Annotated in this window: 15 protein-coding genes; 13 read left to right on the top strand and 2 right to left on the bottom strand. The window is 36.0% G+C overall.

Annotated elements, in window-relative coordinates; all coding sequences use genetic code 11:
• Positions 1 to 3: 3 nt before the first annotated feature.
• From AC1PU0_RS10970 to AC1PU0_RS10940, 7 genes are all read left to right on the top strand, one after another.
• Positions 4 to 765 carry a tyrosine-protein phosphatase gene (locus AC1PU0_RS10970; protein ID WP_111247353.1) on the top strand — a complete coding sequence of 254 codons (762 nt, stop codon included), beginning with the start codon at positions 4 to 6 and terminating at the stop codon, positions 763 to 765.
• Positions 766 to 835: 70 nt separating this feature from the next.
• Positions 836 to 1,774 (top strand): sugar-binding transcriptional regulator, encoded by a 939-nt coding sequence (locus tag AC1PU0_RS10965; protein ID WP_206848202.1) that lies wholly within the window; start codon positions 836 to 838, stop codon positions 1,772 to 1,774.
• 105 nt (positions 1,775 to 1,879) lie between these two features.
• A complete protein-coding gene (gene deoC / locus AC1PU0_RS10960) occupies positions 1,880 to 2,551 on the top strand; it encodes a deoxyribose-phosphate aldolase (RefSeq protein WP_111247354.1) in 672 nt (223 codons plus the stop codon).
• A gap of 36 nt (positions 2,552 to 2,587) precedes the next feature.
• Entirely contained in the window at positions 2,588 to 3,889 is a 1,302-nt protein-coding gene (locus AC1PU0_RS10955; protein WP_206848162.1) for a pyrimidine-nucleoside phosphorylase, read from the top strand.
• A gap of 262 nt (positions 3,890 to 4,151) precedes the next feature.
• A complete protein-coding gene (liaX, locus tag AC1PU0_RS10950) occupies positions 4,152 to 5,750 on the top strand; it encodes a daptomycin-sensing surface protein LiaX (protein WP_111247356.1) in 1,599 nt (532 codons plus the stop codon).
• A gap of 194 nt (positions 5,751 to 5,944) precedes the next feature.
• A complete protein-coding gene (locus AC1PU0_RS10945) occupies positions 5,945 to 6,268 on the top strand; it encodes a PspC domain-containing protein (RefSeq protein WP_069655600.1) in 324 nt (107 codons plus the stop codon).
• Positions 6,268 to 6,627 (top strand): phage holin family protein, encoded by a 360-nt coding sequence (locus AC1PU0_RS10940; RefSeq protein ID WP_206848163.1) that lies wholly within the window; start codon positions 6,268 to 6,270, stop codon positions 6,625 to 6,627. The genes AC1PU0_RS10945 and AC1PU0_RS10940 overlap by 1 nt, the downstream gene beginning before the upstream one ends.
• Before the next feature lie 41 nt (positions 6,628 to 6,668).
• Here AC1PU0_RS10940 and AC1PU0_RS10935 read toward each other — a convergent pair whose 3' ends face one another.
• Positions 6,669 to 7,637, bottom strand: coding sequence for a GIY-YIG nuclease family protein (locus tag AC1PU0_RS10935; RefSeq protein ID WP_206848164.1), 969 nt, complete (start codon positions 7,635 to 7,637; stop codon positions 6,669 to 6,671).
• 253 nt (positions 7,638 to 7,890) lie between these two features.
• On the opposite strand from AC1PU0_RS10935, the gene hprK reads away from it, so the two are divergent.
• The 6 genes from hprK to AC1PU0_RS10905 all read left to right on the top strand — a co-directional run bounded on the left by hprK (position 7,891) and on the right by AC1PU0_RS10905 (position 13,589).
• On the top strand, positions 7,891 to 8,829 hold the full coding sequence (hprK, locus tag AC1PU0_RS10930) for an HPr(Ser) kinase/phosphatase (RefSeq protein WP_206848203.1): 939 nt from the start codon (positions 7,891 to 7,893) through the stop codon (positions 8,827 to 8,829).
• 249 nt (positions 8,830 to 9,078) lie between these two features.
• Positions 9,079 to 9,909 (top strand): prolipoprotein diacylglyceryl transferase, encoded by an 831-nt coding sequence (lgt, locus tag AC1PU0_RS10925; RefSeq protein ID WP_069655604.1) that lies wholly within the window; start codon positions 9,079 to 9,081, stop codon positions 9,907 to 9,909.
• 256 nt (positions 9,910 to 10,165) lie between these two features.
• Positions 10,166 to 11,182, top strand: a complete 1,017-nt coding sequence (locus tag AC1PU0_RS10920) for an NAD(P)H-dependent glycerol-3-phosphate dehydrogenase (protein ID WP_206848165.1) — start codon at positions 10,166 to 10,168, stop codon at positions 11,180 to 11,182.
• Positions 11,183 to 11,201: 19 nt separating this feature from the next.
• Positions 11,202 to 12,098 (top strand): UTP--glucose-1-phosphate uridylyltransferase GalU, encoded by an 897-nt coding sequence (galU, locus tag AC1PU0_RS10915; protein WP_069655606.1) that lies wholly within the window; start codon positions 11,202 to 11,204, stop codon positions 12,096 to 12,098.
• A 434-nt stretch (positions 12,099 to 12,532) separates the two neighbouring features.
• On the top strand, positions 12,533 to 12,970 hold the full coding sequence (locus AC1PU0_RS10910) for a DUF948 domain-containing protein (RefSeq protein WP_069655607.1): 438 nt from the start codon (positions 12,533 to 12,535) through the stop codon (positions 12,968 to 12,970).
• A gap of 28 nt (positions 12,971 to 12,998) precedes the next feature.
• Positions 12,999 to 13,589 carry a YtxH domain-containing protein gene (locus tag AC1PU0_RS10905; RefSeq protein ID WP_206848166.1) on the top strand — a complete coding sequence of 197 codons (591 nt, stop codon included), beginning with the start codon at positions 12,999 to 13,001 and terminating at the stop codon, positions 13,587 to 13,589.
• 51 nt (positions 13,590 to 13,640) lie between these two features.
• On the opposite strand, the gene AC1PU0_RS10900 is transcribed toward AC1PU0_RS10905, so the two are convergent.
• The gene (locus AC1PU0_RS10900) at positions 13,641 to 14,741 is read right to left on the bottom strand and encodes an aminopeptidase P family protein (RefSeq protein WP_111247148.1); all 1,101 of its coding nucleotides are present in this window, start codon (positions 14,739 to 14,741) and stop codon (positions 13,641 to 13,643) included.
• Positions 14,742 to 14,798: the final 57 nt, after the last annotated feature.

Raw genomic sequence — 14,798 nt, 5'->3', positions numbered from 1 at the left:
CAAATGAACGTACAAATTACGAATTTTAGAGATTTAGGTGGTATTAAAAATAAAGAAGGGAAAACAATCAAGTCCAAAAAATTATTGCGCTCAGGTCATTTAGTGAACTTAGATGAAGAAACACAAAGGCTATTAGTAGAAGGGTTTAATCTGACTAGAATCATTGATTTTAGACGAGGTTTTGAAATTAGTGAATCTCCAGATACGCCGATTCAAGAAGTGGAGTATGTTAATTTAGATTTACTTGGAAAAATGAATGCTAAAAACTCTAGTTTGGCTGATTTTGCTAAGTTGAAATCAATTGAAGCTGTTGATAAACATATGTTAGGCGTATATGAAGACTTGATTTTAAATCCAGGAGCACAAGAAGGGTTTACAGAATTTATGGACTACATATTAGCCAATAAAGAGGGAGCAACGATTTTCCATTGTTTTGCTGGTAAAGACAGAACAGGTTATGCATCAGCATTATTGTTATTGTTGCTAGATGTGGAAAAGGAAGAAATTTACAAAGACTTTCTAATTACAAATACTGAAAGAAAACAAGCCAATGATGAACTCGTACAACACTTCAGAGAGCAAGGATTTAATGAAGAACAACTAGAGTCTTTAGCTACGGCTCTTTATGTAAAAGAAGAATACTTGGATCATACATTTAAATTGATTGAGAAACAGTTTGGGACAGCTGAAAACTATGCGGCTGAGTGTTTGAATTTCGATCAAGTAAAATTGGCTGAATTGAGAAACATCTATTTAACTGACTAAAAAACGCTATTTGTCTTCCTTGATTGTTCTTGCTATAATGGGCTTAAATAATAAGGAACGGACAATGAGCATGGATAAAGAAAAACAACAACTGAGTATCGAAGTTGCAAGACTGTACTATCAATCTTCGTTTAGTCAACAAGAAATCGCCGAAAAATTAAATGTGTCACGTCCAACGATTTCTCGTCTATTGCAATATGCAAAAGAAAAAGGCTATGTTCAAATCACGATTTTTGATCCTTTTTCTGATTTATTTGAAATCGAAAAAAAACTCAAAGAGAAATATGGACTAACGGAAGTACATGTCGCTTTTTCACCTGATCCAAACTACAATTCGATATCGGAGTATCTAACTTCATACGCAGCTGAGTATCTTGAAGAAACAATCAAAAACGGGGATATCGTCGGGGTGAGTTGGGGTACGACAATGCATAAGACGGTCTCTAAAATGAGTCGACTGGATGTAAAAGGTGTCGAAGTTGTTCAGTTAAAAGGTGGTATTGCGTATTTCGATGTTAATAACTATGCGTTTGAAACAATCACATTATTAGCTGAACAATTAAATACAAAAGCAAGAACCTTTCCTTTGCCAGTCATTTTAGATAGTAAGAAAGCCAAAGATTTGGTTGTAAAAGATCGTCATATCAGCAAGGTTATCGAATTAGGTAGGCAAGCCAATATCGCTGTCTTCACTGTAGGAACAGTCCAAAGTGAATCATTGCATTTCCGTTTGGGTTATTTTACGGAACAAGAAGAAACGTCACTTAAAGGGAATGCAGTAGGGGATATCTGTTCAAGATTTTTTGATAAAAATGGACAAATCAGCGACCAAGAAATCAATAGTCGGACGATCGGTATTGAACTTGATGAATTAAAGACAAAAGAAAAATCAATTTTAATTGCAGGCGGTGACCGAAAAATCAAGGCGATTCATGGCGCCTTAGTTGGTGGTTATGCTAACGTACTGTTGATTGATAAATTTACAGCAATGAAATTGTTACAGCACTAGTTATACTACTAAATCGGAGTAGAGGTTATTTCTACTCTTTTATAAAAATTTTATTTGAACGGAATTTCAATCGTTAAGAACGGATTTTCTGAAAGGGAGAGTACAATGAACGTAAACAAAATGATCGATCACACATTACTAAAACCAGAAGCAAATGAGGACGCTCTATTCGCCTTGATAGAAGAGGCTAAAAAATATGAATTCGCATCGGTATGTGTGAATCCTTACTGGGTTTCTTTAGCCAGTAAAGAATTAGCTGGGACTACTGTTGAGGTATGTACAGTTATTGGATTTCCTTTAGGTGCAAATACAACAGCTACAAAAGCATTTGAGACAGAAGATGCCATCAAAAATGGTGCAACAGAGGTTGATATGGTCATCAATGTTGGCGCGCTGAAATCAGGAAATGACGACATTGTTTTAAAAGATATTGAAGCCGTTGTGAAGGCTGCTCAAGGTAAAGCACTAATTAAAGTGATTCTAGAAACTTGTTTATTGACGGACAGAGAAATTGCGTTAGCATCAAAACTATCGGTTCAAGCAGGAGCTGATTTTGTAAAAACATCAACTGGTTTTTCAACTGGTGGTGCTACAATCAAGGATATTGCGTTGATGCGTAAAACCGTAGGGCCAGATATCGGAGTAAAAGCCTCTGGTGGTGTTCGGACGGCAGAAGATGCTAAAGCAATGATTCATGCAGGGGCTTCAAGATTAGGTGCAAGTTCAAGTGTGGCTATTGTGGATGAAACAAGCAAAAATACAACCGATGGCTATTAAAAAATATAAATAATTGGAGAACGCGAGGCCCAAACTATGAGAATGGTAGATATTATTGAAAAAAAAAGAAACGGTAAAGAATTAAGTAAAGACGAAATTGAATTCTTTATTAATGGTTTAACAAATGGTACGATTCCAGATTATCAGGCAAGTGCCTTTTTAATGGCTGTATATTTTCAAGATATGTCAGATGAAGAAAGAGCTAATTTAACATTGGCAATGGTTCATTCTGGTGATGTGATTGATTTATCGAATATCGAGGGAATTAAAGTGGATAAACATTCAACTGGTGGTGTTGGTGATACAACAACCTTAGTTTTAGCGCCTCTTGTGGCGGCTCTTGATATTCCATTTGCAAAAATGTCAGGACGCGGTTTAGGCCATACAGGTGGTACGATTGATAAGCTAGAAGCTTTTGCTGGTTTTCATGTGGAACTGACAGATGAAGAATTTACTGAGATGGTCAATCGAGACAAGATATCAGTAATCGGTCAATCTGGTAACTTAACGCCAGCTGATAAAAAGTTATATGCTTTAAGAGATGTAACTGCCACTGTTAGTTCAATTCCGTTGATTGCAAGCTCGATCATGAGTAAAAAAATTGCAGCCGGTGCTGATGCGATTGTTTTAGATGTAAAGACGGGGGCAGGAGCCTTTATGAAAACCGAGGAAGATGCGGCAGAACTCGCTTCAGCAATGGTGAGAATTGGCAATTTAGTAGGTAGAAATACAATGGCGATTATTTCCGATATGTCTCAACCTTTGGGAAATGCGATCGGGAATTCATTGGAAGTGCAAGAAGCGATTGACACTTTACAAGGCAATGGACCAGAAGATCTAACTGAGCTAGTCTTAACATTAGGAAGCCAAATGGTTGTCCTTGCTGGCAAGACTGATTCTTTAGTTAAAGCGAGAGAGCTCTTGCAAGGAGTTATCACAGACGGTTCAGCTCTGGTTAAATTTAAACAATTCATCAAAAATCAAGGTGGTAATCCTGCATGGGTAGATGACCCGAAGCTGTTGCCGCAAGCAAACTTCGAAATAGAAGTTATTTCTGATTCAGACGGTTTCGTTTCTGAGATAGTTGCTGATAATATTGGGGTAGCTGCGATGAAACTTGGTGCAGGTAGAGAAACAAAAGAAGATGACATCGACTTGGCGGTTGGTTTAGTCCTAAGAAAAAAAGTCGGCGATCAAGTGAAAAAAGGAGAAAGTTTAGTCACGATCTTTGCTAATCGAGAAGAGGTTGAGGATGTTGTAACGATGATCAAAGAGAACATTCGTCTCGGATCAGACGTTCCAGAAAGTAAGTTGATTTATCGTGAAATTCACAATTAGTCAAAATAAGTAAAAAGTGCGAGTTTCATGTTGAATATAAGAGGATGGGATGTGACTCGTAGAGTTTTATCCTATCTTTTTTTTGATATAATACGACTTTCTACCTATTATATGATTCGAAAATTAAAATAAATGACGAGTTACCCTTTAGGACTACCAAAAATTCATTCTTAAGTCCTATGACAAACAACTAAAAAGAAGGCATAATAGGTACATAAGGAAAACACCCTCGGGTGAAAAATTTGCTAAGGAGGCAATTTCCATGAAAGAAAGAGAAAGAGTATTAGACTTAGTTAAAAAAGGTATCCTATCTTCAGAGGAAGCTTTAGTCTTATTAGAAAATATGGCGACAGAAAAAGATGAAAAACAAATCAAAAAAGCTGCCGACCAAGTAAACGTAACAAATCCAATGGTTGATACAAAAGAAAATGACAAAGTCGTAGATTTATTAAATAAGTTAGAAAATCAAAAAGAAGATACAGTAGAATCAGAAGTTTCTGATGAAGATGTCAAAGCAAAAGAAGCGCAAGATCATGAACGTTTAGAAAAAATTCTAGATGATCTAGCGACAGAAGCAAATCGTGCTTCCGTTGAACTAGATGAAATCAATGCTGAAATTGCTGGCGTTAAAGAAGAAATCAAAGAAGCACAAGAAAAATTGATGGAATTAAACACTAAAGAAGAATTAAGCGAATTAACAAACGAAGATTTAGCGTTAAGAACATCACTTGAAACAGAAATTAAGTCATTAGAAGATTCTTTAGATGAACGCACGCAAGAAAAAATCGCGTTAGAAGCTGAATTGAAGAATATTCGCAAAGAACAATGGTCTGGTACAAAAGATCGAGTTGCATCAAAATTTGATATTCCAGATGATTGGAAAGATCAAGCCACAGACACAATCAATCAAGTCGGAGAAAAAATGAGTGAAGCAGGATCTCAATTAGGCTCATTCTTGAAGAAAACATTTAACTCATTCTCAGAAACAATGAATGATAACATGGAATGGAAAGATGTTAGTTTTAAAGTTCCTGGTGTTGCTACAACAAAATTTGAACATGAATTTAATTATCCCTCTCCTCTTGCGAGTTTGATTGATGTCAAAGTAGCAAACGGAAATATCGTATTTAAAACTTGGGATCAGCCAGATGTTAAAGTAGAAGGAAAAATCAAACTGTATGGTAAAATGGATGCTGAAACCCCACTTGAAGCTTTCTTAGAAAGAAGTCAAATCGATGTGGATGATGAAGTGATTTCCTTCCAAATTCCAAACAAACGTGTTCGGGCAGACCTGATTTTCTACTTACCAGAACGTACATTTGATCATGTATCCATTAAACTATTAAACGGAAACGTAACAATCGAATCATTAAAGGCAAAAGATGTTTATGCTAAATCAACAAATGGGTCAATCACATTTAATAAAATTGATGCAACAATGCTTGAAATTGAAGGTGTAAATGGCGATATCAAAGTCTTAGATGGAGAAATTTTAGATAATATCATTGAAACAGTCAATGGGACTGTAACAATCACTGCAACACCACAAACAATCGGAGTTTCATTAATCAATGGTGATGTTCGTATCACTGCCAAAGAAAATACACTACGTAAAGTAGAAGCAAGTTCTGTTAATGGCAATGTAAAGATTGCTTTACCAAATGAACTTGGTATCGAAGGGACAGTCAAAACAAGTTTAGGCAGCATCAATAGCCGATTAAGTGATTACGAAGTGATTCGTGAAAAGAAAGAAAGAACCAATCAATTATTACAATTTAGACGTTTAAATGATGATGATATGGCTCAAATCAATGCTTCTACAACAACAGGAAACATTTATTTAAAAGACACAGATAAATAAATGTGTAGAACAATGAATCGACAAAAAGTGTCCATTCTTCGAACAAAAGTTAAGAGAACAACTCTTAACTTTTGATCAAGGAAAACAAATAAAAGAATGGTAGAACAGGAAACAATCTAGTTTTTTCAGTTGAAAAAACTTTTGTCTCACTATCTATTCTAGTGTATAATTTTTAAGATGAGAGGTGAAAAGAGATGAAAAAACAATTGACAAAATCTCCTAATAATGTGGTATTAACAGGAAGTTTAGCAGGGATTGCTGAGTGGATCGGTGTTGATCCTACCATAGTACGTGTGATTTATGTTATTCTTGCAATTTTCTCTGCAGGATTTCCAGGATTCTTACTATACATTGCGTTAGCTGTATTGCTTCCTTCTGGAAGAAGTAGAAATTACGACAATTATGGAAATAAAAATCCGTATAATAGAAATACACGTAATCCAAATCCATATGCAAACTCACAAAAACAAAGAAAACAAGCTGAGAAAGTTGATGATGATGACTGGAGTGACTTCTAATGACCTATTTTCAACGTTTGATTGTTAATACGTTGACATTCGTTTCAGTCTCTGTGATTTTTCCAAATATGATTTTCGTAAGAAGTATTTGGATGGCGGTGATCGCAGCATTTGTGCTCTCCATATTGAATATGTTAGTAAAACCAGTGTTGACGATTTTATCCCTTCCATTTACTTTACTTACTTTTGGTTTGTTTAGCTTTATTGTGAATGCAGCCATATTGAAGATGACGTCTTCATTCGTTGGAGAAATGAACTTTGGTTTTTCAAGCTTTGGAGCAGCGATTCTAATGGCAGTGATTATGTCTTTAGTCAATATGATCGTTAGTGAACGTAATTTAGATAAATATAGTGAATAAGGATAAAACCCAACTTAACGTTCTGGGTTTTATCCTTATTTTTATACAAATGGATCAGTAAGTTCCACTAGTTGACATTCTTTATGATAATGAATATAGCTATATAAAATAGTGATAAAATCGACTTGTTGTTTGGAAAATGGGTAAATAGTATCAGGCTTATTTTTAGGAAGAATTTTTTTGGCAAGTTCATTCGGTGTATATTTAGTGGCAGTTCGTTTGGTCAGTGTTCGACTACTTACAACAAGTCCTTGATAGATCAAATAATATTTTATTTTCGATTGAATTGGAATAATTAAAAGTTGCCAATTCGTTTGAGAGGCTAAAATCAATTTTTTATTTTGATTGAAAAAACGTGTAATAAATTGCCAATCTTCTCGTAACTTTAACGCTTTTTCAAATGACTGGTTTTCAGACGCTAAAATCATTTTTGTTTCTAAACGATTTTGGGGCATCTGATTATTTAGCGTAAATGCCTCAAGTAATTCTGTAGAAATTGTTTTTGAGTCAAGTAGAGATGTGGAACTCTCAGAGAATGAGTGTTGCCAATCATTCGTTTGGTTTAATCCGTATAGGTTTTCTAATATTTGTTTTAGTTCTGACAATTTTCTGTTTGTTGAAAAAGGCCCGAAGCAATTTTTTTTCGTGGGAACAGTACGTATATTGATTGAAATTTCTGGTTGTTCAGTATTGATCTCAATGTATTTATATTGTTCAAAAGAATTCATTTGCCGATTATAGATTGGGCGGTATTTTTGAATTAAATGACATTCTAATAATAGTGCATCAAGTTCAGTATCTACTTCAAGAACCTCAAAATCAGATAGTTGTCGAATCATTCGGATTGTTTTACTTGAATGTTGGTTGTTCTTCCTAAAATAGCTACTAACGCGTTCTCGTAATTTTTTTGCTTTGCCTACATATATAACTGTTCCGTGTTTATCTTTCATCAAATAAACACCTGGGGTTAAAGGGAGATGTCTTACTTGCTCTTTTAAATTATCGTTCATAAGAAACACATCCAATTGATTGTTTTTGGCTGGATACGGTAATACAAATTAAGTATACAAATTAATTGGGGATAGTCAATCGTTAACTAGGAATAAATAGGCAGCACAATTTTTGAATAAAAATAAGACCCAGAAAAAATTTATCAGTGAGAACACAAACAAAACAAAGACAATATTCCTAATAGCTAGAAACTTCCCACATGAAATGATAAAATGGAACGAGTAGGAAACTGGAAAGGAATGAATGATAAAGATGGAAGAAGTTGTAAAAATTCATCAACTGGTAGAAAAGCTTTCTTTAGAAGTCGTTTATGGCGATGAAGAAAGTTTAAATAGAGAAATCACAACAGGAGATATTTCCCGTCCGGGATTGGAATTGACTGGATATTTTAATTATTATCCTCATAATCGTTTACAGCTATTTGGTAGCAAGGAGATTACATTTTCTGAACGTATGATACCAGAAGAACGATTGATGGTGATGCGTCGGTTGTGTGAGAAGGACACGCCTGCTTTTATTATTTCTAGAGGTCTGGAAGCACCTGATGAAATGGTGCAAGCAGCAAAAGAAAAAGGCTTGGCTGTTTTACGTTCGCCAATCTCTACATCGCGTTTGTTAGGAGAATTATCAAGTTATCTCGATAGTCGATTAGCAGCAAGAACTAGCGTACATGGTGTTTTGGTTGATGTTTATGGACTTGGTGTCTTGATTCAAGGTGATAGCGGTATTGGTAAAAGTGAGACAGCATTAGAGTTGATCAAGCGTGGACACCGTTTGATTGCAGATGACCGAGTAGATGTTTATCAGCAAGATGAATTAACCGTTGTGGGTGAACCACCTAAAATTTTACAGCATTTGATTGAGATTCGAGGCATTGGAATCATTGATGTGATGAATTTATTTGGCGCGAGTGCTGTCCGCGGCTTTATGCAGGTTCAACTAGTTGTTTATTTAGAAGCATGGGAAAAAGACAAGAAATATGACCGTTTAGGGTCAGATGATGCGATGGTCGAAATTGCTAACGTGGATGTTCCTCAAATTCGTATTCCTGTTAAAACAGGGCGGAACGTGGCAATTATTATTGAAGTGGCTGCAATGAATTTCCGTGCGAAAACGATGGGATATGATGCAACTAAGTCATTTGAAGAACGGTTGACACGATTGATAGAGGAAAATTCAGGGGTTATCTAGCTATGCGGGCTAGTTCTTCGGAAAAAGACAAAATCTGATTGTGGTAAAGAACACCACGCTCATATTTTTCTATTTTTCATTCAGAGCTAAACGAGCCCGCTTCGCTTTTAATGTTATCTAGCTATGCGGGTTAGCTTTTTGGAAAAAAGATAAAATCTGATTGTGGTAAAGAACATCACGCTCATATTTTTCTATTTTTCATTCAGAGCTAAACGAGCCCTTTTCACTTTTAAATTAGGAGGAAGCCAAATGTTAGGACAAGTAAATCCAGTGGCGTTTAATTTTTTTGGAATATCCGTATACTGGTATGCAGTTATTATTGTTTCAGGAATCGTGCTAGCTGTTTGGCTAAGTAGTAGAGAAGCCGTTCGAGTTGGCTTGAAAGAAGATGATGTGATCGACTTTATGTTGTGGGGCTTACCAAGTGCAATTATTGGTGCTCGTTTGTATTATGTGATTTTTCAATGGCAAGATTATGTTGATAACCCAATTGAAATTATTTTGACCAGAAATGGTGGACTAGCAATATATGGTGGGCTGATTGGTGGAGGAATCGCATTGTTTTTCTTTACAAGACATCGATTTATTTCCACTTGGACATTTTTGGATATTGCAGCACCAAGTGTTATTTTAGCGCAAGCAATCGGGCGCTGGGGTAATTTTATGAATCATGAAGCATATGGGCCAGCTACTACACGGACATTTTTAGAAGGATTGCATTTACCGAAGTTTATTATCGACAATATGAATATCGACGGAACATATCACCAACCAACTTTTTTATATGAATCTATCTGGAATGTTTTAGGGTTTATTGTGTTGATTGTTTTAAGGAAAAAGAAAAATTTCTTAAAAGAAGGCGAAGTATTCTTCGGCTATATTATCTGGTACGCTTTCGGCCGTTTCTTTATTGAAGGGATGCGGACAGATAGTTTATATGCCTTCGGAAGTATTCGAGTGTCACAAGTAGTTTCCCTGGTGTTATTTTTCGGTGCAATTTTACTTGTGATCATTCGTCGTAAAACAGGAACTATAAAATTTTACGATCGTGATAAAGGAACGTCAAAAAAGGCAGTTTAGAACTGCCTTTTTCAACATAGCTATGGTAAAATGGTAAGTGAGTATGAAAGTTAAAAAGCTAGTTATTTAAAGAAATCGTAAGTGGAGTATTTGAAAGGTTTATGGAGATGTTATGATCTAGCGTCATCAACTAGCTCTTCGGAAAGAAGATAAGAATTAAAGGAGTCAAAGAACGACTCAATTAATTTTTCCTATCTTTCAGTCACAGCTGACAAGTTTATTCAGCTTTTCTTATTTTGAAAGGAGATTTTCACCAATGAAACAAAAAGTTGCTGTTTTAGGTCCCGGATCATGGGGAACTGCATTGGCACAGGTTTTAGCAGAAAATGGTCATGAAGTTCGTATCTGGGGACATAATGAAGCACAAATTGATGAAATCAACAAGCACCATACCAATCATCATTATCTGCCTGATTTGGTTATCCCAGAATCGATTAAAGGGAAATTGTCATTAGAGGAATGTATTCAAGATGCAGATGCAGTCTTGTTTGTTGTTCCAACGAAAGCGATTCGAACGGTTGCACAAGAGTTTACGGAGAAATGTAAGAATCAACCGTTAATTATACATGCTAGTAAAGGATTGGAGCAAGGGAGTCATAAACGAATATCTGAAGTTTTAATGGAAGAAATTCCAACGAATAAAAGAAGTGGTGTGGTTGTGTTATCAGGCCCAAGCCATGCAGAAGAAGTTGCTGTTCATGACATTACAACAATAACTGCTGCAAGCGAGACGATCGCTGAGGCAACTTATGTTCAGTCTTTATTTATGAATGATTATTTTAGAATCTATACAAATGACGATGTAATTGGTGTCGAAACAGGCGCTGCACTGAAAAATATTATTGCTTTAGGTGCAGGTGCAATTCGTGGCTTAGGATTTGGAGATGATGCGAAAGCTGCAATTATGACACGTGGGTTAGCTGAAATCAGTCGTTTAGGTGTAGCGATGGGAGCAAATCCTTTAACTTTTATTGGGTTAAGTGGAGTAGGAGACTTGATTGTTACTTGTACAAGTGTTCACTCTCGTAACTGGCGAGCTGGAAATCTCTTAGGAAAAGGACACAGTCTAGATGAAGTTCTTGAAAACATGGGAATGATCGTCGAAGGCGTCTCAACAACTAAGGCGGCCTATGAGCTGTCGCAACAGTTAGATGTCGATATGCCAATCACAGAAGCGATATATAACGTCCTGTATGAAGGTCAAGATGTAAAACAAGCGGCAAAAGAGATTATGCTACGTGACGGTAAGACAGAAAACGAATTTTCTATATAATTTTAGGAGGCCAATTGGCATGAAAGTAAAAAAAGCAGTTATTCCAGCAGCTGGGCTGGGAACAAGATTTTTACCAGCAACTAAAGCGATGGCAAAAGAAATGCTTCCAATCGTAGATAAACCAACGATACAATTTATTGTTGAAGAAGCATTGGCAGCAGGAATCGAAGATATTTTGATTGTTACTGGCAAAGCAAAGCGTCCAATTGAAGATCATTTTGATGCAAACTTCGAATTAGAGAGCAATCTTCGTGAAAAAAATAAAACAGATCTATTAAAATTAGTGGAAGAAACAACTGATGTTAATCTTCATTTTATTCGTCAATCTCATCCAAAGGGATTAGGACATGCTGTATTACAAGCAAAAGCATTTGTTGGAAATGAACCATTTGTTGTTATGCTGGGTGATGATATCATGGAAGATAAAATCCCATTATCTAAACAATTGATGAACGATTATGATGAGACACATGCGTCAACGATTGCTGTAATGAAGGTTCCTCATGAAGAAACATCGAAATATGGTATTATTAATCCAGAGGCAGAAGTGTCAAAAGGCTTGTATAATGTAAATAATTTTGTTGAGAAACCAACACCAGAAGAAGCGCCTAGTGATCTAGCGATTATCGGTCGTTACTTGTTAACACCTGAAATTTTCCACGTGTTGGAATCACAAGAACCAGGAGCTGGTGGTGAAATTCAATTAACAGATGCTATTGACACTTTGAACAAGACTCAACGTGTATTTGCTAGAGAATTTACGGGCAAACGTTATGATGTAGGAGACAAGTTTGGTTTTATGAAAACAAGTATTGAATATGGATTGGTTCACCCTGAAGTGAAGGACAACTTACGTGAGTATATTATTGAGTTGGGTGCTGAACTTGCTAAAGAAGATACTCAAAAAAAGAACTAAGCTAAAGTTTTTTAGGATTTTTTCATTTGAAGGATGCTGGGACAGAAGCGTTTAATCCCGAGAACCACGTAGGTACTGTGCAACATCAACTCATACTTCGTTGTGTTTTACAGCAATAAGAAGGAATTCACGAAAATTGTTTCTCAAATTTTTGTGAATTTCAGCTTATTTCCGAAGCCTTCAAATCTTAGTGCTTTAGCACTTAGAATTTGATGTGATCGAAGCGTAGTGTAGTGATTGCTTTTGCTTCCACCGTTTATTCGTATCTAGGGTGTGAAACAAAAGTGATTTTACTTTTGTCCCACGTCCCCTTTTTTATAAAATTTAGCGCTGTAAATTATACTTAAGATAACAAGGTTAACTGAATAATTTGTGAAAAAGATCAGTTGGTGTTATTCTAAGAATATGGAATAACTGATGGAAGGAGCAAAAAGATGACAGGTGGAGAGGTTGCAGCGATTATCGCTGCAGTAGCGTTTGCTGTATTAGTGGTATTTATTGTTTTAGTATTGATGAAAATTAGTAAGACTGTAGAGAAAGTTACTACTACGGTTGATGAAGCAAATAAAACGATTGAGGTTGTAACGAAAGATGTTGATATTTTATCTAGGCAAGTCGAGGGACTTTTAGTGAAAAGTAATGAGTTGCTAGATGATGTTAATAAAAAAGTTGCGACGATTGACCCATTGTTCGAAGCAGTGGCAGAGTTAAGTGAAAGTGTTTCCGAATTAAACTTTTCTAGCAGAAATTTACTTGGAAAAGTAGGGGCAGTCGGAAAGACGACAGCTAAAGCTGGTGTCGTCAGTAAAGTAGGCGGAGCGGCATTTAGAGCATTCCGTCCAAAAAATCACCCAAAACAAGTGAAACAATAAAATAATAAAAGATAATGGAGGAATAAACATGGCGAAAAAAGGCGGATTTTTTATAGGAGCAATTATTGGTGGAACAGCAGCGGCAGTAGCAGCACTTTTGTTGGCACCAAAATCAGGTAAAGAGTTACGTGAAGATCTAGCAAATCAAGCAGATGATTTTAAAGAAAAAGCAACGGATTATACAGATTACGCTGTGCAAAAAGGTTCTGAGTTATCATCGATTGCTAAAGAAAAAGCTAGCGTGCTAGGTGAACAAGCAGGTGATTTAGCTGGAAATGTTAAAGATAAGACAAAAGATTCATTAGACAAGGCGCAAGGCGTTTCAGATACAGTTTTAGAATCGTTCAAAAAACAAACAGATGATTTGTCTGATCGTTTTAAAAAGACAGCGCAAGATGTAAACGATCAAGTCGATGAATTAGGTGACATCGCAGAAGACGCTTCTGACGATATCTTTATTGATGTTAAAGAATCAGCGCAAAAAGCTAAAGAGACTGTTTCAGAAGGTGTTGCTGAAGCAAAAGAAGCAACAAAAGATGTTCCAGAAAAAGCAGAAGAAGCAAAAAAAGAGACAAAGAAGGCTGTTAAAGAAACAGTTGAAGATGTTAAAGGTAAATAACAGTAAAAAGCAAAGCCCGCATTCGCACAAGGATGTGGGCTTTGCTTTTTGTTATTCGATGATTATTAATTCTTTTGATGTTTTTGTAAATGCTTCACAGCCATTTTTAGTCACATGTAAACAGTCTTCAATACGTACACCGACTTTTCCAGGTATATAAATCCCTGGTTCAATTGAGAAGCACATCCCTTCTTCAATCACCAAATCATTTCCAGTTACTAAAGAAGGGTATTCATGAACAGTAGTACCAATACCATGACCCAAACGATGATTGAAATAGTCGCCATAGCCATAACCACTGATCACGCCACGAGCAACATCGTCTAATTCACCAGCAGTAACGCCAGGTTTAACCGCATCCATAGCCTTTAATTGTGCTTCCAATACGATTGAATAGATTTCTTTTTGGAAATCAGTTGGTTCTTTGTATGCAACTGTTCGAGTAACGTCACTGCAATAGCCATTATAAACAACACCTAAATCAAATAAAACCAAGTCTTGCTTCGCAACAGCCGTATTTCCAGGATTACCGTGAGGACTTGCTGCGTTTTTTCCAGTTAGAACTAAAGTATCAAAGCTCATTGAACGAATACCTTGACGTTTCAGCTGATATTCGATTTCAGCGAGAATTTCTTGTTCTTTAGCCCCTTCCTTAATGGCTTTGAAGCCAATCTCTAAAGCGACATCTGCCCAATCCCCAGCTTCCATTAGTTTCGTTACTTCAGATGGTGTTTTAAGTAATTGTAATTTTTCAATAATTGGAGTGACACTAGCTGAAAAATCGCTATTTGAAAAATAATTAGTTAAAATATCAAAACGGCTGACCGTTAAAGAGTCTTTTTCAGTTGCAATTTTACTTGGATTTCCATTCTTTTTGATCAATTGAGCAATTTTTTCCCAAGGGTTTTCACTATCAAGATATCCATAGACAGGATAAGACCATGAGCTTTTTTCAGCATCTTCAACTTCTAAAGCTGGGGTAAATAGAAAAGGATCATGGTTTAATGAGATAAATAAAGCTAACACTCGTTCATGAGGATCACTTTTGTAGCCAGAAAAATAGGCAATATGTCCAGGATCACTAATATAAGTGAGGTCAATATTCTCGTTGGCCATCCATTTTTTTAATTCATTCATTTTTTCTTGATTCATAAATATCCTTCTTTCTGTTAAGGCTGATTACTGTAAAACTTATCTTTATCATACCAC

This window comes from Enterococcus sp. XAF26B05_ASV22 (assembly GCF_056727285.1).
Note: the sequence above shows the minus strand (reverse complement) of the source record. Positions and strands in the feature narration are given on the sequence as shown.

What these genes read in the sequence shown, in the direction of transcription:
- AC1PU0_RS10970 (WP_111247353.1), top strand. Translation starts at nt 4, where the DNA reads ATGAACGTACAAATTACGAATTTTAGAGATTTAGGTGGTATTAAAAAT.
- AC1PU0_RS10965 (WP_206848202.1), top strand. Translation starts at nt 836, where the DNA reads ATGGATAAAGAAAAACAACAACTGAGTATCGAAGTTGCAAGACTGTAC.
- deoC (WP_111247354.1), top strand. Translation starts at nt 1,880, where the DNA reads ATGAACGTAAACAAAATGATCGATCACACATTACTAAAACCAGAAGCA.
- AC1PU0_RS10955 (WP_206848162.1), top strand. Translation starts at nt 2,588, where the DNA reads ATGAGAATGGTAGATATTATTGAAAAAAAAAGAAACGGTAAAGAATTA.
- liaX (WP_111247356.1), top strand. Translation starts at nt 4,152, where the DNA reads ATGAAAGAAAGAGAAAGAGTATTAGACTTAGTTAAAAAAGGTATCCTA.
- AC1PU0_RS10945 (WP_069655600.1), top strand. Translation starts at nt 5,945, where the DNA reads ATGAAAAAACAATTGACAAAATCTCCTAATAATGTGGTATTAACAGGA.
- AC1PU0_RS10940 (WP_206848163.1), top strand. Translation starts at nt 6,268, where the DNA reads ATGACCTATTTTCAACGTTTGATTGTTAATACGTTGACATTCGTTTCA.
- AC1PU0_RS10935 (WP_206848164.1), bottom strand. Translation starts at nt 7,637, where the DNA reads ATGAACGATAATTTAAAAGAGCAAGTAAGACATCTCCCTTTAACCCCA.
- hprK (WP_206848203.1), top strand. Translation starts at nt 7,891, where the DNA reads ATGGAAGAAGTTGTAAAAATTCATCAACTGGTAGAAAAGCTTTCTTTA.
- lgt (WP_069655604.1), top strand. Translation starts at nt 9,079, where the DNA reads ATGTTAGGACAAGTAAATCCAGTGGCGTTTAATTTTTTTGGAATATCC.
- AC1PU0_RS10920 (WP_206848165.1), top strand. Translation starts at nt 10,166, where the DNA reads ATGAAACAAAAAGTTGCTGTTTTAGGTCCCGGATCATGGGGAACTGCA.
- galU (WP_069655606.1), top strand. Translation starts at nt 11,202, where the DNA reads ATGAAAGTAAAAAAAGCAGTTATTCCAGCAGCTGGGCTGGGAACAAGA.
- AC1PU0_RS10910 (WP_069655607.1), top strand. Translation starts at nt 12,533, where the DNA reads ATGACAGGTGGAGAGGTTGCAGCGATTATCGCTGCAGTAGCGTTTGCT.
- AC1PU0_RS10905 (WP_206848166.1), top strand. Translation starts at nt 12,999, where the DNA reads ATGGCGAAAAAAGGCGGATTTTTTATAGGAGCAATTATTGGTGGAACA.
- AC1PU0_RS10900 (WP_111247148.1), bottom strand. Translation starts at nt 14,741, where the DNA reads ATGAATCAAGAAAAAATGAATGAATTAAAAAAATGGATGGCCAACGAG.